General features: G+C 58.0%; 22 protein-coding genes and 1 tRNA gene. 15 read left to right on the top strand and 8 right to left on the bottom strand.

The annotated features are described in order from the left end of the window. Positions 1 to 201: 201 nt before the first annotated feature. From D9N14_RS10770 to D9N14_RS10760, 3 genes are read left to right on the top strand one after another with little or no spacing between them, the layout of a single operon-like run. Positions 202 to 1,092, top strand: a complete 891-nt coding sequence (locus tag D9N14_RS10770) for a 5'-3' exonuclease (protein WP_290579438.1) — start codon at positions 202 to 204, stop codon at positions 1,090 to 1,092. Positions 1,093 to 1,110: 18 nt separating this feature from the next. Continuing rightward, positions 1,111 to 2,007: a fructosamine kinase family protein gene (locus tag D9N14_RS10765; RefSeq protein ID WP_290579436.1), complete on the top strand. Its 897-nt coding sequence runs from the start codon at positions 1,111 to 1,113 to the stop codon at positions 2,005 to 2,007. Between the two features lie 3 nt (positions 2,008 to 2,010). Continuing rightward, the gene (locus tag D9N14_RS10760; protein WP_290579434.1) at positions 2,011 to 3,171 is read left to right on the top strand and encodes a 4-phosphoerythronate dehydrogenase; all 1,161 of its coding nucleotides are present in this window, start codon (positions 2,011 to 2,013) and stop codon (positions 3,169 to 3,171) included. Here D9N14_RS10760 and D9N14_RS10755 read toward each other — a convergent pair. Beyond that, positions 3,115 to 3,876 (bottom strand): DUF6962 family protein, encoded by a 762-nt coding sequence (locus D9N14_RS10755; RefSeq protein WP_290579432.1) that lies wholly within the window; start codon positions 3,874 to 3,876, stop codon positions 3,115 to 3,117. The two genes, D9N14_RS10760 and D9N14_RS10755, sit on opposite strands and share 57 nt — an antisense overlap. A gap of 197 nt (positions 3,877 to 4,073) precedes the next feature. Between D9N14_RS10755 and D9N14_RS10750 the strand changes: the two genes are divergently transcribed. Continuing rightward, a complete protein-coding gene (locus tag D9N14_RS10750; protein WP_290579430.1) occupies positions 4,074 to 5,192 on the top strand; it encodes an ATP-NAD kinase family protein in 1,119 nt (372 codons plus the stop codon). Here D9N14_RS10750 and D9N14_RS10745 read toward each other — a convergent pair. Both D9N14_RS10745 and htpX read right to left on the bottom strand, forming a co-directional pair. After that, positions 5,189 to 6,520 (bottom strand): MFS transporter, encoded by a 1,332-nt coding sequence (locus D9N14_RS10745; RefSeq protein ID WP_290579428.1) that lies wholly within the window; start codon positions 6,518 to 6,520, stop codon positions 5,189 to 5,191. The genes D9N14_RS10750 and D9N14_RS10745 overlap by 4 nt on opposite strands. A 75-nt stretch (positions 6,521 to 6,595) precedes the next feature. After that, on the bottom strand, positions 6,596 to 7,480 hold the full coding sequence (gene htpX, locus D9N14_RS10740; protein ID WP_290579426.1) for a protease HtpX: 885 nt from the start codon (positions 7,478 to 7,480) through the stop codon (positions 6,596 to 6,598). A gap of 304 nt (positions 7,481 to 7,784) precedes the next feature. Between htpX and D9N14_RS10735 the strand changes: the two genes are divergently transcribed. From D9N14_RS10735 to D9N14_RS10720, 4 genes are read left to right on the top strand one after another with little or no spacing between them, the layout of a single operon-like run. Next, on the top strand, positions 7,785 to 8,366 hold the full coding sequence (locus tag D9N14_RS10735) for a DUF2760 domain-containing protein (protein ID WP_290579424.1): 582 nt from the start codon (positions 7,785 to 7,787) through the stop codon (positions 8,364 to 8,366). Next, positions 8,363 to 10,213 carry an Hsp70 family protein gene (locus tag D9N14_RS10730; RefSeq protein WP_290579422.1) on the top strand — a complete coding sequence of 617 codons (1,851 nt, stop codon included), beginning with the start codon at positions 8,363 to 8,365 and terminating at the stop codon, positions 10,211 to 10,213. Before D9N14_RS10735 ends, D9N14_RS10730 begins: the two co-directional genes overlap by 4 nt. A gap of 16 nt (positions 10,214 to 10,229) precedes the next feature. Then, the gene (locus tag D9N14_RS10725; RefSeq protein ID WP_290579420.1) at positions 10,230 to 13,031 is read left to right on the top strand and encodes an Hsp70 family protein; all 2,802 of its coding nucleotides are present in this window, start codon (positions 10,230 to 10,232) and stop codon (positions 13,029 to 13,031) included. Between the two features lie 27 nt (positions 13,032 to 13,058). Next, positions 13,059 to 14,690: an adenylate/guanylate cyclase domain-containing protein gene (locus tag D9N14_RS10720; protein ID WP_290579418.1), complete on the top strand. Its 1,632-nt coding sequence runs from the start codon at positions 13,059 to 13,061 to the stop codon at positions 14,688 to 14,690. A gap of 41 nt (positions 14,691 to 14,731) precedes the next feature. On the opposite strand, the gene D9N14_RS10715 is transcribed toward D9N14_RS10720, so the two are convergent. Both D9N14_RS10715 and D9N14_RS10710 read right to left on the bottom strand, forming a co-directional pair. Then, complete coding sequence (locus D9N14_RS10715; RefSeq protein ID WP_290579416.1) at positions 14,732 to 15,181, bottom strand: hypothetical protein; 450 nt, start codon at positions 15,179 to 15,181, stop codon at positions 14,732 to 14,734. 2 nt (positions 15,182 to 15,183) lie between these two features. After that, the gene (locus tag D9N14_RS10710) at positions 15,184 to 16,410 is read right to left on the bottom strand and encodes a pyridoxal phosphate-dependent aminotransferase (protein ID WP_290579414.1); all 1,227 of its coding nucleotides are present in this window, start codon (positions 16,408 to 16,410) and stop codon (positions 15,184 to 15,186) included. Positions 16,411 to 16,553: 143 nt separating this feature from the next. Between D9N14_RS10710 and msrB the strand changes: the two genes are divergently transcribed. The 3 genes from msrB (at position 16,554) to D9N14_RS10695 (ending at position 18,370) form a co-directional block, all read left to right on the top strand. Next, positions 16,554 to 16,958, top strand: coding sequence for a peptide-methionine (R)-S-oxide reductase MsrB (gene msrB / locus D9N14_RS10705; RefSeq protein WP_317622607.1), 405 nt, complete (start codon positions 16,554 to 16,556; stop codon positions 16,956 to 16,958). Positions 16,959 to 17,417: 459 nt separating this feature from the next. Continuing rightward, a complete protein-coding gene (locus D9N14_RS10700) occupies positions 17,418 to 17,900 on the top strand; it encodes a glutathione peroxidase (RefSeq protein WP_290579410.1) in 483 nt (160 codons plus the stop codon). A gap of 14 nt (positions 17,901 to 17,914) precedes the next feature. After that, on the top strand, positions 17,915 to 18,370 hold the full coding sequence (locus D9N14_RS10695; RefSeq protein ID WP_290579408.1) for a MarR family winged helix-turn-helix transcriptional regulator: 456 nt from the start codon (positions 17,915 to 17,917) through the stop codon (positions 18,368 to 18,370). Positions 18,371 to 18,395: 25 nt separating this feature from the next. On the opposite strand, the gene D9N14_RS10690 is transcribed toward D9N14_RS10695, so the two are convergent. After that, entirely contained in the window at positions 18,396 to 19,163 is a 768-nt protein-coding gene (locus D9N14_RS10690; protein ID WP_290579406.1) for a hypothetical protein, read from the bottom strand. 174 nt (positions 19,164 to 19,337) lie between these two features. Further along, entirely contained in the window at positions 19,338 to 19,649 is a 312-nt protein-coding gene (locus D9N14_RS10685) for a DUF962 domain-containing protein (protein ID WP_290579404.1), read from the bottom strand. A 268-nt stretch (positions 19,650 to 19,917) separates the two neighbouring features. On the opposite strand from D9N14_RS10685, the gene D9N14_RS10680 reads away from it, so the two are divergent. Beyond that, a tRNA-Glu gene (locus tag D9N14_RS10680) sits at positions 19,918 to 19,993 on the top strand. 85 nt (positions 19,994 to 20,078) lie between these two features. Beyond that, positions 20,079 to 20,735 carry a deoxyribonuclease V gene (gene nfi / locus D9N14_RS10675; protein WP_290579402.1) on the top strand — a complete coding sequence of 219 codons (657 nt, stop codon included), beginning with the start codon at positions 20,079 to 20,081 and terminating at the stop codon, positions 20,733 to 20,735. Between the two features lie 14 nt (positions 20,736 to 20,749). Here nfi and D9N14_RS10670 read toward each other — a convergent pair whose 3' ends face one another. Further along, the gene (locus D9N14_RS10670; RefSeq protein ID WP_290579400.1) at positions 20,750 to 21,457 is read right to left on the bottom strand and encodes a glutamine amidotransferase; all 708 of its coding nucleotides are present in this window, start codon (positions 21,455 to 21,457) and stop codon (positions 20,750 to 20,752) included. Positions 21,458 to 21,536: 79 nt separating this feature from the next. Between D9N14_RS10670 and D9N14_RS10665 the strand changes: the two genes are divergently transcribed. Both D9N14_RS10665 and D9N14_RS10660 read left to right on the top strand, forming a co-directional pair. Beyond that, positions 21,537 to 23,336, top strand: a complete 1,800-nt coding sequence (locus D9N14_RS10665) for an ABCB family ABC transporter ATP-binding protein/permease (RefSeq protein WP_290579398.1) — start codon at positions 21,537 to 21,539, stop codon at positions 23,334 to 23,336. A 5-nt stretch (positions 23,337 to 23,341) separates the two neighbouring features. Further along, positions 23,342 to 24,097, top strand: a complete 756-nt coding sequence (locus D9N14_RS10660; protein WP_290579396.1) for a helix-turn-helix domain-containing protein — start codon at positions 23,342 to 23,344, stop codon at positions 24,095 to 24,097. The last annotated feature ends 35 nt before the right edge of the window (positions 24,098 to 24,132 follow it).

Here is a 24,132-nt window from a genome sequence, read left to right as displayed (position 1 = left end):
TTGTCGCCGGTTTTAAATCAACTGGCAAAATAGCGGGCTAATGGATTGTTAATTTTGTGCGCCCGTTATCCAAAAACACAAAAGCCGCCTTCAACACCTGCGAAAAGGCGACCGGTTTGGGTTATCAACGATCTGCTGTATGATCCACTTGGATGCGCAATTGTACGCATTTCAGATAGTTATAAAGAGAATATAGCAACTTTGAGACAATCTGACACGGTTTATCTGCTGGATTCCAGTATCTATATTTTTCAGGCCTGGTTTGGCTACCCGGATAATTTTCACGATGCCGCCGGGCGGCCGGTGAACGCGGTGTACGGGTATCTGAAAACCCTGCTGTCCCAGCTCAACACCTTGCAACCACGGTACCTGGCGGCTGCGTTTGATGAAAGTTTGTTCAGTGGCTTTCGTCATGAACTGTATCCTCCCTATAAAGCCAACCGGGCTTTGCCGGATGAGGACCTGGCCCATCAGCTGCATTTATGCCGGCAGTTGACCGAGTGCCTGGGCGTTCAATGCCTGGGGGATGCGGTCTATGAAGCCGATGACTGGCTGGCGCTGGGAGCGCAGACCGCCGCCGCGGCGGACCTGCCGAAGGTGATCATCACCCGGGACAAGGACCTGGCCCAATTGGTGGGGCCAAAGGACCTGTGGTGGGATTGGTCCGCGGATCTGAGGCGGGATCAAACCGCATTGCAGGATCACTGGCAGGTGGCACCGGATCGTATTCCGGACCTGCTGGCGTTGATGGGGGACAGCTCGGACAATATCCCCGGGATTGCCGGTATTGGGGCGAAGACGGCCAAGACTTTGCTGCAACATTTCGCTAGTCTGGAGTCGCTGTACGCCGATCTTGACGCCGTGGCAGCGCTGCCGGTGCGGGGGGCGGCGCGGTGGTGCCGGATTTTGCAGAATACCGAGGAGGAAGCGTTTCTGTTCCGGGAGTTGATCCGGTTGCATCCACCACCGCATCCGCTTCCATTGCAGGCGCTGGAATTTGCCCCGGTGCCGCTTGCCAAGCTGCTGGAACACCTGGACACAGCTGGCCTGGGCAAAGCATTTCGCAACCTGGTGACGCAATTTTATGCTTAGGGTTTATGGTTAGGGAGTATGGTTACAGCAACGATTCAACAGGACATTCTTGATTGGCTGGCTGAGTGTCTGGGTCACGATTACACGCGGGCGCGGGTGACGCCTTCCGGTGCAGGCTGCATTAATCAAACCTATGCGGTGCAGCGCACGGGTTTGCCCTCGGTGTTCATCAAAGTGGGGCAGAGCGATCAGTTGCCGATGTATCAGCAGGAGCAACGGGGTCTGGCGTTGTTGCGGCAGTGTGAAACCATCCGGGTGCCCGAGGTTTACGGCGCAGAGAACCTGGAATCCTGTGCCCTGCTGGCACTGGAGTTCATTCAACTGGCACCGCTGCGTTCCGTGGCGGAACCCACGTTCGGCCGCGCCCTGGCGCAACTGCATTCAATTACCGTCAACGCTTACGGTCTGGATCACAATAATTTCATCGGGCGCAGTCATCAAATCAATGATTGGCATTCAGACTGGTGGACCTTCTTTTGTGAAAAGCGTTTACGCCCTCAACGCATGTTGGCCCAGATGAAGGGCATGCGCAGTGGACTGCTAACGGATCTGGAGCGTCTGATGGCGGTGGTGCCCGCTGCGCTCTCGGATCACACTCCGCCTGCCTCACTGCTGCACGGGGATTTGTGGAGTGGCAATATGGCGGTGGATGAGAACGGCACTCCCACCCTGTTCGATCCCGCAGTGTATTACGGCGATGGCGAGACGGACCTGGCCATGAGTCGCATGTTCGGTGGTCCGGGGGCGGGGTTTTACCAGGCGTATCACGAAATCCAGCCGCTTCAGGAAGGCCATGAGCTGCGCCGCAGCCTGTACGACCTGTATCATTGGCTGAATCATTTCAACCTGTTCGGCGTGGGCTATTTGGGACAGGTGGAACTCACCTTGGGCGCGTTGCTGCGGGAAATGGACTGATCGATGAAAATTGTGGTGGACGAAAATATTCCCATGGCGGAACTCTGTTTTGGGTCGTTGGGGGAGGTGGTAAAACTTCCGGGTCGCAACCTGGAGCCGGAGCAGGTGAAGGATGCGGATGCCCTGATTGTCCGTTCCATTACCCCAGTGTCCGAATCCTTGTTGGCGGGGTCTGCGGTGCGGTTTGTGGGCACGGCCACCATCGGTGTCGATCATGTGGACCAGTCCTATTTAGCCCGCCAGCAGATCGGGTTTGCCAGCGCCCCCGGTTGCAACGCCCGTTCCGTAGTGGAGTACGTGATCAGCGCCTTGCTGGAGCTGGAAGTCATCCGCGATTTCCAACTCGAGGGAAAATCCATCGGCATCATCGGTGTGGGCAATGTGGGGTCCCGCCTGCAGGCCCAATGCGAAGCCCTGGGATTGCGGGTATTGGCCTGTGATCCTCCCCGACAGGCCCAGGGTGCAGCTGGTCTGGTGAGCCCAGATGAAGCCTGGCAGGCCGACATTGTGACCTTGCATGTGCCCTACACGCTGGAGGGTAAATACAGCACCCATCACCTGGCGGACATTCATCGACTGCGCAGCATGGTGCCCAATGGGGTGTTGATCAACACGGCCCGCGGGCCGGTGGTGGACAACATGGCCCTGAGCAAAGTGCTGGATGAGCGCTATGACCTGTCCGTGGTGCTGGACGTGTGGGAGGGGGAGCCCTTCGTCAACATCGAGCTGGCCAGCCAGGTGGATATTGCCACGCCCCACATTGCCGGTTACAGCTACGATGGGAAGGTGCGTGGCACCTGGATGATTTACCAGGCCTTGTGCCGGCATCTGGATCAAGCCGTGTCATTGCAGGAGACGGACCTGATCGATGCGCAATTAGACCTGTTGCTGGATGTGCAAAGCGAGCAGGCCCAGACTCCATCCACCGCCCGGGAACTGCTGACCCGGATCTACGACATTCGTGAAGACGACATCGGCCTGCGCACCAGCCTGCGCCTGCCCCGGGAAAAACGCGCCCTGGGTTTTGATGCGCTGCGTAAAAGTTATCGGGTAAGGCGCGAGTTTGGTACCGTTCGGTTGCGGGGCGAGGCGTTCCTGCAGTCAGCGTTACCCGCCGTGGAGTTCAATCGCCTGCGGGCGTTGGGCCTGCAACTGGAGCCTTGAGCCGGGTGCCGGGGACAGACTATGGAGCGCATCCACCAGTCCACCTCGGGTTAGGACCCAATGCAGATACACCAAAAACACCAGGATGATGAGGTGATACCAGTCGTTGTAGTGCAGTGGTCCGGTGGGCAAACTGCCCAGGGCCATCAGTGACCAGACGCCACCGGCCACCAGGTTCAACGTAACCAACGCGATCAGTTGCCAGAACAGGCGTAAGCCCTGGGCGAAAATCAGATAAAGAGAAAACCCGATCACCAGCAGATGGGTGAACAGGTGAAATACCACCACCAGGGAATACTGGCTGATGAGCAGCGATGCAGCACAGAACAACAGCAGTGACGCCACCAGTCCACTTTTGACCCAGCGGAATCCATAGCGATCCGCCAATGGGTGCAGAAAAATTCTCATAAAATAGTATTCCGTCAGGCCTATGGCAAAGAACGTGGCCAGCCATACCCGCAGGTAGACATTGTGGAAGGAGCCCACCCTGGAATGGTCGGGCAGCCACTGGTTCAACCCGGCAATCACCTGGTTCACGGCTGATTGTTCCGCTTCCATGTGATGGGCAAAGCCACCCAGCAGGGCCGCCACGGCAAACAGCGCCATATGAGTGGCTGCCTCCCGAAAACGTGACGGGCGGCGGAACAGATCCAGGCTCAGGCACAGGGCCAGGGCGAAAATGGCATAGTTTAAAGAAATCAGCATAATCCGGCGAAATCAGGGCGATTGGAATTCAGCAACATAAGGCTAGTGTCGCACGTTTCGACCCGTTAAGGCATGTCTCAACATCGAGGGCTGCACTCCCTATGAATCTGAGTGGCGTGCTGTAACCGCAGAGCTGATATAAAATGCGGTCAGCGACTGTACGCAGACAATGCAAACCGGCACTAAACGGAATCCATATGAATCACATCAAGTTGGGGCTGATCGTCAATCCAATGGCGGGTATCGGCGGCGCGGTGGGCCTGAAGGGCAGCGATGGCGATGCGATCGTGGACGAAGCGCTGAATCGTGGAGCGATACCCCGGGCTTTGCAGCGGGTAGCGATTTTCCTCAATGAGTTAACGGCCTATGAGGCGCAGATCCACTGGTACTGCTGGAGTGGCCCCATGGGTGAAGATAGCCTGCAGGAAGCGGGCTTCACAGCGCAGGTGTGTGGGCAAAGCCCGGCTACTACCGGCCCCATGGATACCTGCGAGGCAGCCCGCGTGTTGCAACAGGAGGGCGTGGACCTGCTGGTATTTGCCGGTGGGGATGGCACGGCCCGCGACATCCATCGGGCGGTGGGAACCTCGATCCCGGTACTGGGCATCCCGGCCGGAGTGAAAATCCATTCCGGCGTCTACGCCGTGCATGCCAAAGGTGCCGCGGAGATCATCAGTAAGATGATCCGGGGTGAGCTGGTGAGTGTGGCCCGGATGGAAGTGCGGGATATTGACGAAGACGCGTTCCGGCACGGCCAGGTGCGGGCCAGCCATTTTGGTGAACTGCTGGTGCCCGCGGAGGAGCGTTATTTGCAGCACGTGAAATGTGGCGGCAAAGAGGTGGAAGCTCTGGTGTTGCAGGAAATGGCGGCTCATGTGATTGACGATCTGGAGGTGGATTGTGTGTATATCCTGGGCCCTGGCACCACTACCCGGGCGATCGCGGAAGCGCTGGGGCTGGACAAAACCCTGCTGGGGGTGGACTTGCTGCTGAATCAGCAGATGGTGCAAATGGATGTGACCGAGCAGGATATCCTGCACTGGCTGGAGCGTTACCCGGCCCGGATCATCGTCACCCTGATCGGGGGCCAGGGCCATATCTTTGGGCGTGGCAACCACCAGATCAGCCCACCGGTGATTCACAAAGTGGGGCGCGACAACATCTTGATTGTTGCCACCAAAACCAAACTCAAGGAACTGGACGGCCGTCCGCTGCTGGTGGATACCTGGGATGCCGCGCTCAACAAGGCGCTAAGTGGGTATCTCCCCGTTATTACCGGTTATGAGGATGCTGTATTGTATCCCGTGGAGGGTTAGTTTTGTTTACTGTCGGCTTGCAGCTCCGGCAGTTGCCAGGCCAGCACGGCCCCCAGCAACGAGGTGAGGCCCAGCACCAGGATGGCAAACTCCACACTGCGGTTACTCAGCAGGGCCAACGCCGACCCCGCCGCCAGCAGCACAATGCCGATGAGGGTATTGCTGAGCGCCACCAGCTTGGCCCGGTTGCCGGCATTGGCCATATCCATCAGATAGGTGGTGCGCCCCAGCTTCACCCCGGCGTGGCCAACATAGAGGAGGAGTATGACCACACCGTACCACCAGGGTGAGCGGGCAAATGACCAGTTTTGATGTAATGCGGCCACCACCGCCAACGCCAGGACACCACAGAGTGTGCCGGTGATCATCAGTACCCTGCGACTGGAAATATCCGACCACAAGCCCCAAAACCGGCCACTGAACAGATTGGCCAGCCCGGTCAGCAGGATCAGCGCTCCCAGTGTGGAGACACTGCCACCGCTGTAGCGGTTGGCCAGAATCACATAGAAAGGTGCCACCAGAGCCGTGCTGATAAACAGGCTGCGGGTGATCAGAAAGTGGATCAGCTGGCGGTCCTGCAGCAGGTGTTTGAATGGCTCAAACCTGCCTTTGCCTTTGTCTGCATGGCCATCAGGCTGATCCGCCTCTTCCGGAACCGCCTGATAGTGCAGGGCGGCGAATAACCAAAGGCAGCCGGCGACCACCAGCACGATGCTCACGGCGATTTGGTTGGATTCGCTCAGCCAGCCCAGCATGAGCGCGGCGGCGAAGACAATGCCTGCCAGTCCGGCGATGGAGGTGGCCACGCCACTGACCGATCCCCGGCGCTGCTGGTCAATGGTTCTACCCTGCACATCCTTGATCACAATGGAGCACAGGCAGCGGGCCAGGCTGAACACCGTCAGCAAGCCCAAAATCAGCCATCCTGCTGCAGCCCCACGCAGCCCGGTAAACGGCACGCAGCCCATCAAAACAATCGCCAGACCTTGCACGATGCTGCCCAGGCTCCAGAGGCCCTTACGGCGATCGAAGCGTTGGATCCAGTGTGCCAGGATCAACTGTGGCAGCAACGCCAGAGCCTCCCGTAATGGCACCAGCCAGCCGATAAACCACACCGGCGCGCCCAGGGCATTCAGCAGCCAGGGCAGCATGAGCTTAACGTCCGCCAAAGCGTCGCCGGCTTTGGTCAAACTCAGGGCCACCACATGGGCGCCAGCGCTGACATCCTGCTTTTCATAGGCCGTGGTGGATATATCCTGTGGTTTGGAGGAGGTGTTGATCTCTTTGGGCAGAAGCCGATTATTGATCCAGCGGTAGAAGCGCTTCATGGCATCAGGCAGGTGGACAGTCGGTAGGGAGAAAGCGCGAAGCCCGCCGTGGGGCGGGCTTGCGATCAGCTTGGATCAGGCGTTGCTCAATGCGGCAATGCGGGCATCCAGCGGCGGATGTGAAGAAAACAGTTTGGCGACTGTGCCGCTGCGAATACCAAAGGCCACCATGGTGTCGGGCAGGTCGTTGGGCAGTTCCATTTCCGCCTTCAGACGTTGCAAGGCCCGGATCATGGCCCCCCGGCCGGCCAGGTCCGCACCGGCTGCATCGGCGCGGAATTCCCGCCAGCGGGAGAACCACATAACAATGATGCTGGCGAGAATGCCGAAGATCATGTCGAAGATGAACACCACGGCCATGTGACCGAACATGCCCAGACCGCCTTCGCCTTCGTTGTTGCGGAAGAACTGGTCAATGACAAACGCGGCGATGCGGGCAAAGAACATCACGAAGGTGTTCATAATGCCCTGAATCAGGCTCAGGGTGACCATGTCGCCGTTGGCAACGTGACCGATCTCATGGGCCAGTACTGCACGCACTTCTTCGCGATCGAAGCGCCGCAGCAGACCTTCACTCACCGCCACCAGGGCGTCATTCTTGTTCCAGCCAGTAGCAAAGGCATTGGAGACCTGGGATGGGAAGATTGCCACCTCAGGCATCTTGATGCCGGCTTTGGTGGAAAGTTCGTTTACGGTTTCCAGCAGCCACTGTTCGGCGTGGTTGCGGGGTTGAGTGATGACCTGGGCCCGGGAGCTCCACTTTGCCATTTTCTTCGACAGCAGCAGAGAAACGAAAGAACCGGCAAAGCCGAACACGGCACAGAAAATCAGGAGGGACATCAGGTCAATGTTGGTGCCGTTCTGTTGCAAGTAACCAGGCACCCCCAACAGACTCAGGGTAATACTGGCGACGGCAATCACGGCCAGGTTGGTACCAAGGAACAACAGTATGCGCATCATGGCTGGTTTTCTAACCTCTCTAGGGTAGTGAACAATTCAAAATTCATCCGAATGTGGTCTACATCGGGGCGGTCTGGCGGATTTCAAGTGCTTGAAATGCAAGACCAACGGAGGTTTAGACCCATCGGTAGGACAAAGATTCCGACATATCATGTCACTATTTTGTTAAACATAAAAGACGATTTTAATGTGGTCTTTATCCTGGGCAGCAAGATGGTAAACTGCGCGGCATTTCCCGTGGTGCAGCGGTAAACGCTGCGTATACGGCTTATCCGATCGACCTTTGACCAAAGAGTGGAAAACTATGGAATTCAATCCGGTAATGCCCACCTCCATTGACGCGCTGCACCTGATTCTGGGTGGCCTGAGCCTGGTGTTGCTGCTGGTGGCGCTGCTGCGGGGCACTGGCAAAAGCGGCGCTAACACCACCCTGGCCGAGGCGGGCACACCCGCTCCGGCGCCCGCCACCGAGGCAGCACCCAAGCCGGCTCCGGTGCTGAAGTCCAACGACCCGGAATCCGCCCTGCAATTGCTTGGCCTGCTGCAGCAGGAGGCCCGTTTCATCGATTTCCTGAACGAAGACCTGACCGGGTTCAGTGACGCCGAAATCGGTGCGGTTTCTCGCGTAGTACACGAAGGCAGCAAGAAATTGCTGGATCAGTATTTTTCCCTGGCACCGATCCGCGCTGAAGAAGAAGAGTCCCGGGTTACCCTGGATGCCGGGTTCGACCCCGCGCAAAACCGTGTTACCGGCAATGTGGTGGGTGAGCCCCCCTTCAATGGTGTACTGGTGCACCGCGGCTGGAAGGTGACCAAGGCAGAGCTGCCCAGGCTGGCGGAAGGCCATGATCCCAAAATCCTGGCACCGGCTGAGGTTGAGTTATGAGTGAGGGCAGTCGTTACAGCGTCGGGATTGACCTCGGCACCACCAACAGTGTGCTGGCGTATCTGGACGTGACGTCTTCCGCTGCGAACAGTGCAGCCCACGTGCCGGAAACCGGCAACCCCACCGAACAGGTGCTGGCGGTGGATCAGCTCACTCAGCCTGGGGTGGTGGAAGCCCGGGCCCAGTTACCGTCGTTTCTTTATCAGGCCCATGAGGCCGAGGTGTCTGCCACGGAGTTGAGTCTGCCCTGGGGCGCAAGCGGCTCGCAGCTGGTGGGCTATGCAGCCCGCTATCTCGGGGCCAAAACGCCCATGCGCCTGGTGGCCAGCGCCAAAAGTTGGTTGTGCCACAGCGGTGTTGACCGACGTTCTCCATTATTGCCTCTGAACGCCCCGGACGAAGTGGCCAGAATTTCCCCCCTGGCTGCGTCCGCGGCTTATCTTGAGCATCTTAAATGTGCCTGGAACCATCGCTTTCCCGAGTACCCTCTGGAACAGCAGGAGATCACCCTGACGGTACCGGCATCGTTCGATCCTGCGGCCCGGGACCTCACCGCGGAAGCCGCCCGCAGCATTGGCCTGAACCGGCTGACGCTGTTGGAAGAGCCCCAGGCAGCCCTCTACAGCTGGGTTAACCGCTCCGGTGACCAGTGGCGTGAGCAGGTGTCGGTGGGGGATGTGGTACTGGTGGTGGACATTGGTGGCGGTACCACGGATTTGTCCCTGGTGGCCGTCACTGAACAGGATGGCAACCTGGAGCTGAACCGTATTGCCGTAGGGGATCACATCCTGCTGGGCGGCGATAACATGGACCTGGCCCTGGCCTATCGGGTGAAAGCCAAACTGGATGCAGAAGGCAAGGCACTGCAGCCCTGGCAGATTCAGGCGCTGACCCACGGCTGCCGGGACGCCAAGGAAGCGTTGTTGGGTGATGCAGAGTTGGATGCGGTGCCGATTGTGGTGCCGAGCCGTGGCTCCAAGCTGCTGGGCAGCACCCTGCGCACCGAACTGACCCGGGAGGAGGTGGAGCAAACTCTGGTGGACGGGTTCTTCCCCCAGGTGGGCATTACTGAACATCCCCGGCAACAGCCGCGGGGGGCGCTCACCCAGATGGGGTTGCCCTATGCCCAGGATGCCGGGGTAACCCGCCACTTGGCCGCGTTTCTCTGTCGCCAGGCTAACGCAGCCCAGGATTTTTTCGGCAGTGCCCAGGACTTCATCAAACCCACCGCAGTGCTGTTTAACGGTGGCGTGCTGAAAGCCCCCAAACTGGCGCAACGGCTGATGTCTGTGATCAACGGTTGGTTGCAGCAGGCTGGCGCTGAGCCTGCCCGCTTGCTGGATGGGGCGGATCTGGATCTGGCGGTGGCACGGGGTGCCGCCTATTACGGATACGTGCGCCAGGGCCACGGCGTGCGCATTCGTGGTGGTCTGGCCAGCGCCTATTATGTAGGTATCGAAAGTGCCATGCCGGCCGTACCAGGCATGCCGCCACCGTTGCAGGCGCTTTGCGTGGCCCCGTTCGGCATGGAAGAGGGCACTGAGACTACGCCCGGGGCGCAGGAATTCGGGCTGGTGGTGGGCGAGCCGGTCACCTTCCGGTTCTTCGGCTCCACTGTGCGCCGCGACGACCAACCCGGCATGCTGTTGGACTCTTGGAGTGATGAGGAGTTACAGGAACTCCCTCCCATCCAGGCCTCTCTGCCTGCGGAGGGGCGCTCTGCCGGGGAGGTGGTTGCGGTCACACTGGCAGCACGGGTTAATGAATTGGGCACCTTGTGCCTGGAAGCCATCCCCAGGGAAGGCGATCAGCGCTGGCAAGTTGAATTTGACGTGCGGGATCAGTAAGCAGAAGTGAAGCGGAATGAGTGAAACAGGCAAGGCGCGTTATCTGGTCGGCATCGACCTGGGCACCACCCATACTGTGGTGTCTTATGCTGATCTGTCCGTAGGAGCCGACCGGGCTCAGGCCAAGTTGTTTGAAATTGAACAGCTCATTGGTCCCGGCGAGGTGGCCAAGCGGCCGCTGCTACCGTCCTTTCGCTATCATCCCGCAGCAGGCGAACTGCCGGAGGAGCAGTTGGTTCTGCCCTGGCCAAGTCAATCCATTCCCGGCGATGACACCCCCTACCTGGTGGGTGAATACGCCCGCGACCTGGGTAGTAAAGTGGAGGGCCGCCAGATTGCCAGTGCCAAGAGCTGGTTGTCCCACGGTCGAGTGGAGCGCTCTGCCCCCATTCTGCCCTGGGCCGCTGCGGAAGGTGTTGCCAAGGTTTCACCGGTGGTGGCGTCGGCCTCCTATCTGCTGCACATCCGCTGCGCCTGGAACCACGAACACCCGGACGCGCCCCTGGATCAGCAGACCCTGGTGATCACCGTGCCGGCTTCGTTTGACGAGGCGGCCCGCTCCCTCACCCTGCAGGCGGCCGAGCTGGCAGGTTTACCCCAGGTCACGCTGCTGGAAGAGCCCCAGGCCGTTTGCTACGACTGGTATTTTCGCCACGGTGAAGCGGCCCGCACTGCATTGCAGGGCATTCACTTGCTACTGGTATTGGACGTCGGTGGTGGCACCACCGATCTGAGCCTGATCCAGGTGCAGCACCAAGACGGCAAATTGCAATTGAACCGCATTGCGGTGGGCGACCACTGGATGTTGGGAGGCGATAACGTGGACCTGGCCCTGGCCCGGATGGCGGAGCAGCGCATCACCTCAACGGGAAAGCCACTGAGCGCCGCCAGTCTCAGCCAGCTTATCCAACAGAGCCGTTCCGCCAAGGAATTACTGTTAGGCGAACCGGCGCCGGCCAGCGCCAAAGTGACGCTGGTGGGGGGGGGTGCCCGTCTGATCGGCGGGGCGAAAAGTGCGGAGTTCAGTCAGCAGGAGGTCCGCGACCTGGCCCTGGAGGGATTCTTTCCCCTGATCGATTTGGGTGAGCGACCGCGAAAGCGCAGCGGCGCCATTGTGGAGTTCGGCCTGCCTTATGCGCCGGACCCCGCGGTGAGTAAATACATTTCCCAGTTTTTAAGCCAGCATCAGGCAGGGTGTCGCAAGGCGCTTTCTGCGCAGGGCGATGTCAGTGCTGATACGCCGGCAGTACCCGATGCCCTGTTGATGAACGGTGGTGTGTTCAACAGCAAACTGCTGACTGAGCGCGCCCAAACCCTGTTGAGCCAGTGGCGGGGTGCGCCGGTGACCGTGTTGGAAAACCGGGACCCCCACCTGGCTGTAGCCTTCGGCGCAGTGGCCTTCGGGCTGAGCCGCGCCACCAACCAAATGCGGATTGGCGGAGGTTCGGCCCGCTCCTACTTCCTGAAAGTGGATGCTGCCGCCGAGACACCGCTCGGGGTGTGTATTCTACCCAAGGGCAGTGAGGAAGGGGACGAAGTGCCCTTGGCAGACCGACGCTTTGCCCTGCAGGTGAACCAGCCGGTGCAGTTTTCCCTGGTGGGCCACTCCGGCGATGCGGTGTTTGCCCCGGGCGAACTGGTGGAACTGGATCTGGAGGAAGAACGCTTCCAGCCGTTACCGCCACTGGTGGCGGCTTTGGATGGTGGGTCCGAGGACCGGGAAGTGGAAGTGGCGCTGGTGACGCGCCTGACTGAAGTCGGTACCCTGGACATTCAGTGTCGTTCGGTTTCGGATCCGCAGCAACGTTGGCAGGTGGAATTTCAGTTGCGCCGGGACCTGCAAAGCCAGCATTCGGCCCAGCAACTGCCGGCCGGGTTCAAGGCCGCCGTGGACGCCCTGGAAGCCGTATTCGGTGCCAACGACAAGGATGCCGACAAAAACGCCGTGAAACAGTTGCGCCAACAGTTGGAAAAAAAACTGGGGGAGCGCAAAGACTGGGATACGGCATTGGCCCGGGCGCTGTTTGATGAGCTGTGGTCCCGTCGCAAAAAACGCCGGCGTTCCCAGGCCCATGAACGCCTGTGGTTTAACCTGGCGGGCTTTTGCCTGCGTCCGGGGTTCGGCTACCCGGCAGACGATTGGCGTATACAGCAGGCGTGGGGATTGTATCAGCAAGGCTTGCAGTTTGAGAAAGAGAATCAATCCTGGGCGGAGTGGTGGACGTTCTGGCGTCGCGCGGCCGGTGGACTGGATGTCAGCGCCCAGAAAAAGCTGTTTAAAGATATCAGTAAATTCATAAATCCTGCATCCGCTCGCAATCTTAAAATTAAGACTGAGATCAAAAACAAATCCTACGAGGATATGGTACGGTTAGCGGCTTCCCTGGAAGGTTTGCCAGTGGAAACCAAGGTGGAATTGGCCAATTGGCTGGCCAAACGACTGGAGAAATCCAGTGAAACCCAGACCAGCTGGTGGGCTCTGGGACGAATTGCCGCCCGCGAGCCCTTCCACAGTGGCGTGGAATCGGTAGTGCCGCCCCAACAGGCACAGACATGGTGCAAGCTGCTACTGAGCCAGGACTGGAAGAAAAACAGCAATGCCGCTTTTGCCGCTGTGATGATTGCCCGCTGCACCGGTGACCGGGCCCGTGACCTGCCCGACACTTTACGGTCTACAATAATAGAGAAGCTGCGAGCGGCCAAAGCCCCGGAGCTGTGGCAAACCATGGTGGAACAGAAACTGGTGCTGGACGACCAGGAGAGCAAACTCGTATTTGGTGAAGCCCTTCCGGTGGGTTTGAAACTGCTGGCAAGGTGAGCCACCCAACCCAACGGCATCAGGTTAATGAGCGACAGTCGAAAACCGAACAATACCCCATCCTCCGCGGCCCAGCCCGTCTGGTCCAGCACGGAGGCACCCTTGCTGGTGCGTGAATCCATGGGTGAGCCCGCTGGGGCAGTCACGGTGCAGGAAGCGCCAGTGGCGTTTGCTGATCCGATTCGCGAAATCCGCTCCTTTCATCGCTTCCATTTCCGGCTCACCCTGTTGTACGGCAGTGTGGTGATCCTCACCCTGGGTGTGCTGGTGTACCTGTTTTACACCCTCTGGTCGCAATCGGAAATTGCCTCGCTGCAGCAACGCCTGCTGACATTGTCTACCAGCCTGGCCGCCACCATCGATGCCGACCGGGTGGGGGCATACGACCTCAAGGCCACCACGCTGACGCCGTTCCATGAGGAAATTCATGCCCAGTTTGAAGCCATGGCGGAGCGGGACACCGACATTGATTCGATTTACATCCTGCGGCCGTCAGATGTGCCCACCGAGCTTTTCTTTTTTGTGGACTACGCCAAGGGCGAATTGCAGGGTGAACCGGGCCAGTTCTATTCCGCCGAAGACACGCCCGTGATGTTGAAAGGCTTCTCCCGCCCTTCGGTGGAGGATGTGCCCTATCGCGACGAGTTCGGCTATACCCTATCGGCCTATGCGCCGCTGCGCACCACCCAGGGCAAGGCCATCGGGCTGGTGGGTGTGGACGTCAAGGCGGAACGGCTCAACATGGTGGAGAACCGGGTGTTGATGGCCTCCGGGGTGATCTTTGTGGTGTCTTTCCTGGTGATTGCGCTGGTGTCCTGGGTGGTGTCGCGCAGCATTCGTGAACCGCTGGGGCGCTTGATACAGGGTACCGGTGCGGTGGCCCAGGGTAACCTGGATGTGCGCATGCACATGCGGCGGGAGGACGAGTTCGGCCTGTTGGGCCGGTATTTCGACAAAATGGCAGATGAGCTGAAAGAGCGCCAGACTCTGCGGGATCTGTTCGGTCGTTACCTCAGTGAGGATGTGGCCCGCTCTGTACTCTCCCAGGAGCAGAAGATTGACCTGGGTGGGGAAGAGGTGGTGGTCACGGTGCTGTTCTGTGACCTGAAAGATTACACCACCATCAGTGAGCGTTTGTCGCCCCTGCAGATGGTGTCCATGCTGAACGAGTACCTGGGGGTGATGAACAGCATCATCGACCAGCATAAGGGCTGTGTGATCGAGTTTCTGGGGGACGGCATCCTGGCGGTGTTCGGTGCGCCTCAGGCCACGCCGGATCACGCGGAAAAAGGCACCCGCTGCGCACTGGCCATGCGGGAGGCCCTGGATGCCCTTAACAAACAGTGGCAGTCCGATGGCCTGGCCCAACGCTGGCAGGCGCTGGGGGTGGACCACATCGAATTTCGTATCGGTCTGCACACTGGCGCGGTGGTGGCGGGGAATCTGGGCTCCAAGACCCGGATGAAGTATGCGGTGATCGGCGATACCGTGAACGTGGCGGCCCGCCTGGAGCACTTGAACAAGGAGTTCGGCACCACCATCCTCATCAGCGATGATGTGAAAGCCCGCCTGCCCAATGACCTGGCTGGACGCAGCACGCAAATGGGGTTGAGTCAGGTGAAAGGGCGCTCCCAGCCGGTTATCTGCCATTCCATGTGACGGTTACTGACCGCTGACTGGCCGAGACCGGCAGCGGGAAATTACAGTTCGTTGAAAAACGCCCGCATGACCTGGGTCATTTGCTCCGAGGATTGTGAGCTGACGGCGCGACGCATATGCTCAATCATGGTCAGACGTTCCCGCGCCTCAAAACGGGGAACCTCTTCTTCCGTATTCGATGCCTCACGGCCGGACCACGGCGCCTCGACAATGGTGGTCAACCGGATCAGGCCCTTGGCCGTCAGGAAAGCCTGGTCGATGCCATCCTGGCGGATGGTGGCCCCGTATTTCAGAAAGCCCTCGTCGGATAACCAAAGCATGGCGCCAAAACAGGCTTCGTGACGCTTGGTGTGAAGTCCGAACTCGTCCACCTGGTCGGGCCCGATCAGGTCTTCCACAAACAGCTCCATCTTGCGGGGGAACACCCGCTGCAGGCTCATTAGAATGAGAGCTGTGTCTTTGTAGAAATCCAGTATGTTCAGATCCGCCATGACTATCCTTTGAGGTCGTTGCGCAGGCGCTCGAAAAATTCGGTCATTTTGCTCAGGGCGATTTCCAGATCCTCTTCCCGGGGCAGGAACACCAGGCGCAGGTGATCCGGATGCGGCCAGTTGAACCCGGTTCCCTGTACCAGCAGGATTTTCTCCTGAATCAGCAAATCCAGCACCAGTTTCTGGTCATTCTGGATGGGATACACTTTTGGGTCCAGGCGTGGGAACAGATACAGTGCACCTCTGGGTTTGACGCAGCTGACCCCTGGAATATCACACAGCATGGAGTGGGCCAGCTCCCGTTGCCGGTAGAGGCGGCCACCGGGTTTGGTGAGTTCATAGATGCTTTGATAGCCCCCCAGCGCGGTCTGGATCGCCAGTTGACCCGGCACATTGGCGCACAGGCGCATGGAGGCCAACATGGTGATGCCCTCCAGATAATCCTTGGCCGCGTACTTGTTGCCGCTCACCACCATCCAGCCGGCGCGATAGCCCGCCACCCGGTAGGTTTTCGACAGGCCGTTGAAAGTGATGAACACCAGGTCACTGGCCAGGGAGGCGGTGCAGGTGTGCTCGGCGTCGTCGTACAGGATTTTGTCGTAAATCTCGTCGGAGAACACGATCAGTTTGTGCTCCCGGGCGATTTCAATCAGCCCTTCCAGGATGGCCTTGGGGTAGACCGCGCCGGTGGGGTTGTTGGGGTTGATGATCACCAACGCTTTGGTGCGGTCGGTGATCTTGCTGCGGATGTCCTCCAGATCCGGGAACCAATCTGACTGTTCGTCGCAGAGGTAGTGCACAGGGGTGCCACCGGAGAGGCTTACCGCAGCCGTCCACAGGGGGTAGTCGGGTGCTGGAATCAACACCTGGTCACCGTTGTTCAACAGGGCCTGCATGGACATCACAATCAGCTCACTGACGCCATTGCCCAGGTAAATGTCTTCAATCTGCACATCTTCAATGCCGCGGGCCTGGTAGTACTGCATGACGGCTTTGCGGCCGGCAAACAGACCCTTGGAATCGCTGTAGCCGGAGCCCTCGGGCAATTGGTAGATCACATCCTGGATGATCTCTTCCGGCGCCATCAGGCCAAAGGGGGCGGGGTTGCCGATGTTGAGTTTGAGTACCCGATGACCTTCTTCCTCCAGGCGGCGCGCCTCATCCAGTACCGGGCCCCGGATGTCGTAACACACATTATGCAATTTGCTGGACTTCAACACTGGCTTCATAAAGACAAACTCATGCCTCTTGGGGCTGCTATTCATTGGGAAGAAAAAGGTTCATAGTATGCAAGCATAGCAAGCGTACAGGGACCGGTAAGTTTATACGAAAACCGGTTGTTTTTAATGTATTTAATAGTGAGGTACTGAAGGTGGTCAAGCGGGTGGAAAAAACCGATGACGAGTGGAAACAGACTTTATCGGATGAGGCCTTTGCAGTGTGTCGGCTGGCGGGAACCGAACGCGCCTTTACCGGTAAATATTGGGATCATAAGGGAGTAGGGCAATACCACTGCGCCTGCTGTGATACGCCTTTGTTTACCTCCGAGACCAAATACGACTCCGGCTCCGGCTGGCCAAGCTTCTTCAAGCCGCTGGCGGAGGACGTCATTGTGGAGCATCGCGACACCAGCCACGGCATGGTGCGTACCGAGATTCGCTGTGGCAGCTGTGATGCCCATTTGGGCCATGTATTCCCGGATGGTCCGCCTCCCACCGGCCTGCGCTATTGCCTGAACTCCGTTGCATTGCAGTTTCATGAAAACAGTCAAGGTTAGTTATTAACAACTGAGTTGCCTAAAATGCGCCCGTTATAACCGCAGATTGTTAACGGGCGTTTATCTATATTTACCCACCTTTTGATCGTGCACTACGCTGATTCGCCTGCTTTCTGTACGCACCCATTTTGTACACAGTTAGTGTTGACTATCGCGCTATCGCCCTAAATACGGGGCCCTGTCTGTTATGGTGCAGATTGTCAGATAAGTTGCTGAAATGTGGATGAAATATGGCTGGTTAAAAAATAACCAGAATGTTGAGGGGAGCGCAATGAGCGTCTTTTACGAATTTTTACATAATGTATCAACAGAGTTATCCACAGATATTGTGGAAAACTGTGAACCTTGCACCCTCCAAACAGGCTATGGTTGTAGCAAATTAAATTGTGCAAAATATAAATATGCGATAAGGTCGTTGCTCTACATTCCCAGCACCGGCCAGACCAACAGGAGCAAGCCATGAGTGGAGTTCATGAATTTACCGCGGTGACCATGCAGGGTAAGCAAACACCGCTGTCGGAATATAAAGGCAAAGTGTTACTGGTGGTGAATACCGCCAGCAAATGCGGCTTTACCCCCCAATTCAAGGGGCTGGAGGCCCTGTACGAAAAGTACAAAGATAAGGGGTTTGAAATCCTGGGCTTTCCCTGCAATCAATTTGGCAAGCAGGACCCGGGCAGCAACGAAGAGATCAGCGAATTCTGCGAGCTGAACTACGGGGTGAAATTTCCCATGTTCCAGAAGGTGGAGGTGAACGGCGATGGCGCCCATCCGTTGTTCAAGCACCTTAAAGAGCAGGCGCCGGGTCTGCTGGGAACCCAGGCCATAAAATGGAACTTCACCAAGTTCCTGGTGGATCAGAATGGTCGGGTGGTGCAGCGCTTCGCGCCCAAGGATACGCCGGAGAAAATTGAATCCGAAGTCAGCAAACTGTTGGCTTGAGGCGGTAAAGCAGTTTGAGTGATTCTGACGAGTTGGATGATGTCCTGAAGCTGGATAACCAGTTCTGCTTTGTGTTGTATGCCTTGTCCCGCAAAGTGATCGCCCAGTATCGACCGTTACTGGATGAGCTGGGGCTGACCTATCCGCAGTATCTGGTGATGCTTGTGCTGTGGGAATCGCTGCCGCATCCGGATCACCCGGAAGGGGTGTCGGTGAAGTTCATCGGCGAGCGCCTGATGTTGGACAGCGGCACCCTGACACCCCTGTTAAAACGATTGGAAACCAATGGGCTGGTTCATCGGGAGCGGTCGCGGCGGGATGAGCGTGAGGTTCTGGTGAGGCTGTCTCTGGATGGGATTCAACTCAAGGACCGAGCCCGGGTGGTGCCGTTGCAGTTGCTGTGCAGTATTAATGGCACCCCTAACCAATTGATGGCGCTGCGGGATGACCTGAGGGCATTGCTGGATTAAATAACCTGGTCCGGCTACTGGCGCTTCAGAAGTATTTCTTCTTCCAGGCGTCTTCCTCTTCAATCATTTCGTCCATGGCCTGGGTCAGCTCATTGTTCTCCGTGGTGTCTTCCTCCACCTGGTGGCCGGCTTCAATCTTCAGCTCGTTAATGATGGCGCCGATCTGTGCCATGCGTTCATCGTAGGCCCCTTTCTGGTTGCGTTTCTTCATTTCCGCCAGTGCTTTCTCGTAATTGAGGATGGCGAGCTTGGGTTTGTTCTCGCGCCGGGTGTTTTCGGCCACCTGTAAAAGGTAGTTCAGGTTGGCGTCGATAAAACTGCTTTGCAGCTGGCTCAGGTAACGGCGGGCCTCATCCACCGAAATAACCTTGTTCTGGGTAAAGCCTTCAATCACTTTGCTCAGATCCTGCAGTTGGGTGCGGATTTCATTGGCTTCTTCCGGGCATTTGAGCTGGGGCTTGGTTTGGGGTGTGGTCGCGCCGGTCACTTCGGCGATCTGCGCGTTGGTGGATTCCAGTTTTTTGTGGAATTTCTCATTGCCCGGGGCGAGATCCTTGAGTCGCTCCATCCGCTTTTTGATCTGTCCCAGGAGCAGGAGCTGGATGTCCTTTCCGGTGTAGGCTGCAGGAACAGAATCCAGGATGCGCTGCAAACGGAAGGCATGGTCCGACAGATTGGCAATCAGCAATGCCCGCTGCCGACGCTGTTTCTCGATGCTGTGGCTGATGTAAAACAAACCAATCAGCCCGGCACCGCCCACAATGGACAAAATGATAATAAGTTCTGTAGACATGGTTATCCCTGCCGGCTGGCCATCCTATTTTATTAAGTGTAGACCTAAATTCCGGATGCAGGGCTTACTGCCCGGCGCTTGTTGTGGCCGGCGCGTTTTGGAGGGCAGGGGATAGCGCGGGCCGATCCACGCCGGGCTCTTTGTGAGCCCGGGGCCAAATCCACTTAGGGTGATCTAAAAGCGAATTTTTCCGGTCAGCATGTCTTTGTACATTACCCAGTCGCCCATAAAACTGTACCAGGGGTAGGTGAAGGTGGCGGGCTTGTTCTTCTCAAAGAAAAAATGTCCCACCCAGGCGAAGCCATAACCCACCACGGGTAACAGCAGCAGAAATGTCCACTGAGCGGTGGTGACCACGAATGCCAGCAAGGCCAGTACCAGGGTGCTGCCCACAAAATGCAGCCGGCGACAGGTCACGTTGTTGTGTTCGGCCAAATAGAAAGGGTAAAAGGCGGCAAAGGAATCAAATTCTTGGGCTTCAGACATGGCTGTATCCTGTTGTTATTTGCAGCCAGATTAAACCATGGGCGCCCTGGGCTCCACAGGTGTAACCATCTGTTCCAAGAACCGGGTTTGTTATGACGGACCGTTGGGTCACACTGTGTCTGCACGGTATGGAAGGAGCCTGCTTTGAGGGGTGGCAGCCGCAGGTCGACATCACGGAGGGTGATGAATTATTTCAAAAAAATGTCTTGACGGGGTTGGGGTTCGTCCATAAAATGCGCGCCTCAACACACAGCGAAGTGTTCGATGCGTCCCCTTCGTCTAGTGGCCTAGGACACCGCCCTTTCACGGCGGTAACAGGGGTTCGAGTCCCCTAGGGGACGCCACTATTCGACAAAAAAGCAGGCTTAGGCCTGCTTTTTTTATGGGCGCTTTTTATAGGCGCCTTGGCGAGGGAGTGGCGGGACAGTCATGCAGCATCATGCTTGGGATCTCACACCGAAACAGGCCATCCAGGTACAGCACCAATGGCGGCAACGGGTGGTGACTGAGGATCAGTTTGGACCGGTGACCACGGTGGCCGGTGTGGACGTCGGCTTCGAGCAGGCGGGTAGCGTCACCCGGGCGGCCATCGTGGTGCTGAATGCGTCAGATCTGCAACCGGTGGATTCCGCTCTGGTCAAGATCCCCACGTCCTATCCTTATATCCCCGGTTTGCTGTCCTTTCGGGAAATGCCTGCCATCCTGCAAGCGTTTGAGCAATTGAAGACCCGGCCAGACCTGATCTTGTGTGATGGGCAAGGAACAGCACACCCGCGCCGTTTTGGTATTGCCTGTCATCTGGGGGTCTGGCTCGATCTGCCTGCCATTGGCGTGGGCAAGACCCGGTTGGTGGGGCAGCACGTCGAACCGCCGGATGAGCGGGGGGCCTGGGTGCCATTGCAGGACAAAGGGGAAACAGTGGGCGCAGTATTGCGCAGCCGCCGGGGAGTGAAGCCCCTGTATGTGTCGCCCGGGCATCGCGTCAGCCTTGCGTCAGCGGTTCATTGGGTAATGCACTGCGTCACCCGTTATAAGTTGCCGGAAACCACGCGCCAGGCCCATCATCTGGCGTCGAATCTGAAATAACCCGACCCCATATACTATTCGCACAAATCCACGAAGCGCTGTATCAGATGCTGGTTAGCGTCGGCGTGCTGTACCCCGGCCAACAGCTTGCGTACCGGCATGTTTGCCGCCAGTAATTTTTCATAGGCTTCGAAAATATAGCCGCGCATGATGTCCGCCGTGAATTCCGGGTGAAACTGGACACCCCAGGCCCGCTCACCCACCCGAAAAGCCTGATGGGGTTCATAGCGATTGCTGGCCAGCAGAGTGGCGTCAGGGGGCAGCACCAGGGCGCTTTGGGCATGGGTGACCTGGGCCAGGAAGGTTTCCGGTAAGCCACCCAGCAGTGGATCTTCCTTGCCGGAGGCGGTGAGCTTGATGGTGACCGTGCCGATTTCCCGGCCTTTGGGGTGCCAGCCAGCTTCGCCACCGAGAGCGTCTGCCAGCAGTTGATGCCCGTAACAGACCGCCAGCAATGGCCGACCCTCAGCCACAATCTGTTGTATCCAGGGCTTCAGGCTTTCACTCCAGGGCAGTTGCTCCGTCACCATGGCAGGGGAGCCGGTAATGATGTAGCCATCGCACTCATGCAGGGACGGTGGCTTGGCTCCACCCGCCACGTCATATGTAGTAAAGTGCCCGTGGCCCACGCTGTCCTGAAACCAGGATTCAAAATCCCCGAAAATGCTGCGCAGTCTGGGGTGGGTGGTGCCGGTTTTGATAATGCCGATTCTGGAGGTCATGGCGATTGCAATCCATACTGAAACGAACTCTTTCCGTTTTATATCAGGAATGTCCTGTTGGGGAAACCGGGGTTAACGTATGCATGACATGATGTACGGCAACGCACAGCGGGGGCAGGTGGATTGGAAAGTGCTGGGTAAGTTGCTGCCGTACCTGTGGCAGTTCCGAGCCCGGGTAGGGCTGGCCCTGACCTTATTGATCATCGCCAAACTGGCCAATGTGGGAGTGCCGGTTTCCCTCAAATACATTGTGGATTCCCTGGATGCATCGTTGCTGCAGGAGGCGGGGATGCAGGCGGTGGTGGTGCCGGTGGCGATGTTGCTGGCCTATGGCCTGCTGCGTTTCAGCAGTGTGGCGTTTGGGGAATTGAGGGATGCTGTGTTTGGCCGGGTGGCCGAGCGCACGCTGTCCCGCCTGGGGCTGCGGGTGTTCGAGCACCTGCATCGTCTGGATCTGGAATATCACCTCAGTCGCAAAACCGGGGGCTTGTCCCGGGATATCGAGCGGGGTACCAGCGGCGTATCGTTTCTGTTGCGTTCACTGGTGTTCAGTGTGGTACCCATCCTGGTGGAAGTGGCTTTGGTGGTGGGGATCTTTGCCCTGCAGTTTGATTTTGTTTTCGTGTGGATCACCTTGTTCGCGGTGCTGGTCTATATCGTGTTTTCGGTGGTGGTGACCAACTGGCGCACCGCATATGTCCGGGAAGCGAACCTGAAGGACAGCCAGGCCAACACCCGCGCCATTGATAGCCTGCTGAACTACGAAACCGTCAAATACTTCAATAACGAATCCTACGAGGCACGCCTTTACGCCCATAATCTACTGGAGCGGGAACAGGCCAAGGTCAAGAATCACCTGAGCCTGGCCGCGTTGAACTCCGGCCAGGCGCTGATCATCGCCGCAACCATTACTCTGATGATGTTGATTGCGGCTCATCAGGTGAAGGACGGGGTGATGACCCTCGGCGACCTGGCGATGATCAATGCGCTGATGATTCAGGTGTTCATTCCCCTCAATGCCCTGGGGTTTGTGTATCGCGAGATGAAACGAGCGCTGGCCGATGTGGAGGGCATGTTTGATATCCTGGAGCTGCGCCCGGCCATCATGGATGCCGCCGGTGCGCAGGATTTGCCGGCCACCGCGGACGGCATCGAGTTTCACAACGTCAGTTTTGCCTATCATCCAGAGCGACCCATCCTCAAGCAGGTTTCGTTTCAGGTGCCGGCGGGCAAGAAAGTGGCTATCGTCGGGCCCAGCGGGGCCGGCAAGTCCACTATCGCGCGCCTGCTGTTTCGCTTTTACGAGGCCGGCAGTGGCCGCATTTCCATTGGTGGCCACGATCTGGTGAACCTGACCCAGGACAGTCTGCGGGGGGCCATCGCTGTGGTGCCCCAGGATACCGTTCTGTTCAACGACACCCTGTGGGAAAACATCCGTTACGGGCGTCCGGACGCAACCGACCAGGAAATACAGGATGCGGCGCAACACGCCATGCTGACGGAGTTCATCGACAAGTTGCCAAAAGGCTACCAGACGGTGGTGGGGGAGCGGGGCCTGAAAGTCTCCGGGGGTGAAAAGCAACGCATCGCCATTGCCCGTGCCCTGCTCAAACGGCCGCGCATCTTCCTGTTTGATGAAGCCACGTCATCCCTGGATTCCCGCACCGAACAGGGCATCAACCGTTCGTTGCAAACCATTGCCCGTGATCACACCACGCTGATCATCGCCCACCGGCTTTCCACCGTGGTGGAGTGCGATGAGATCATTGTGCTGGAAGACGGGCACATTGTAGAACGGGGTAGCCATCGGGATCTGCTGCAACACGCCGGTCGCTACGCCGCCATGTGGCAGGCTCAGATGCAAATGGAAGGGGAGTAGGCAAAATGGCCCAGACTACGGCATTGGTTGATGCCTTGAAGCAGGTGTTGAAGGAGCAGTCCATCACTTACCGTCAGGTGGCAGAGCATCTGGATATGTCCCTGGCCAGTGTGAAGCGTCTGTTTTCGGAGAAGCAGTTTTCCCTCAAACGCCTGGATGCCGTGTGCGAATACGCTGGTATCGAAATCAGTGACCTGGCGCGGCGGGTGGAGCAGCAGCGCAGGATCAGTCAACTGTCCCTGGAGCAGGAGCAGCAGTTGGTAGAGGACGAGAAACTGTTGATCATTGCGGTGTCGGCGCTCAATCGCTGGAGTTTTGACGACATCATCAGGGCCTATGATTTTAGCGAGGCTGAGATGATTCAGAACCTGGCGCAACTGGATCGCATGAAAATGATCGATCTGTTGCCGGGCAACCGCATCAAGCCGCTGATCACCACTGACTTTCAATGGCAGAAGAACGGCCCCATACAGCGTTTTTTTGAAACCCAGGTGCAGCAGGACTTTTTTCAAAGCCGGTTCAATGGTGCGGGTGAAATTCGCCTGTTTGTCACCGGCATGTTGACGCCGGCCTCCAACCGCATCATGCAGCAGAAGATGGAGCGTTTGGCGATGGACTTTCGGCGCCTGCATCAGGAGGATCTGGCTCAGCCCCTGGCGGATCGCTATGGCACCAGCCTGGTGCTGGCCATGCGTCCCTGGGAATTGGAGTTTTTCCTGCGCCACCGTAGACCGGGCACCAAGAAAGTGTTTCCCGGTTGAATTTAAACGCGGCTGGGGTAATCTCAGTGGCTGAA

Origin of the sequence: Ketobacter sp. (genome assembly GCF_003671495.1) — a bacterium.
Lineage (GTDB): Bacteria > Pseudomonadota > Gammaproteobacteria > Pseudomonadales > Ketobacteraceae > Ketobacter.
This window is presented reverse-complemented; position numbering and strand designations above follow the sequence as displayed.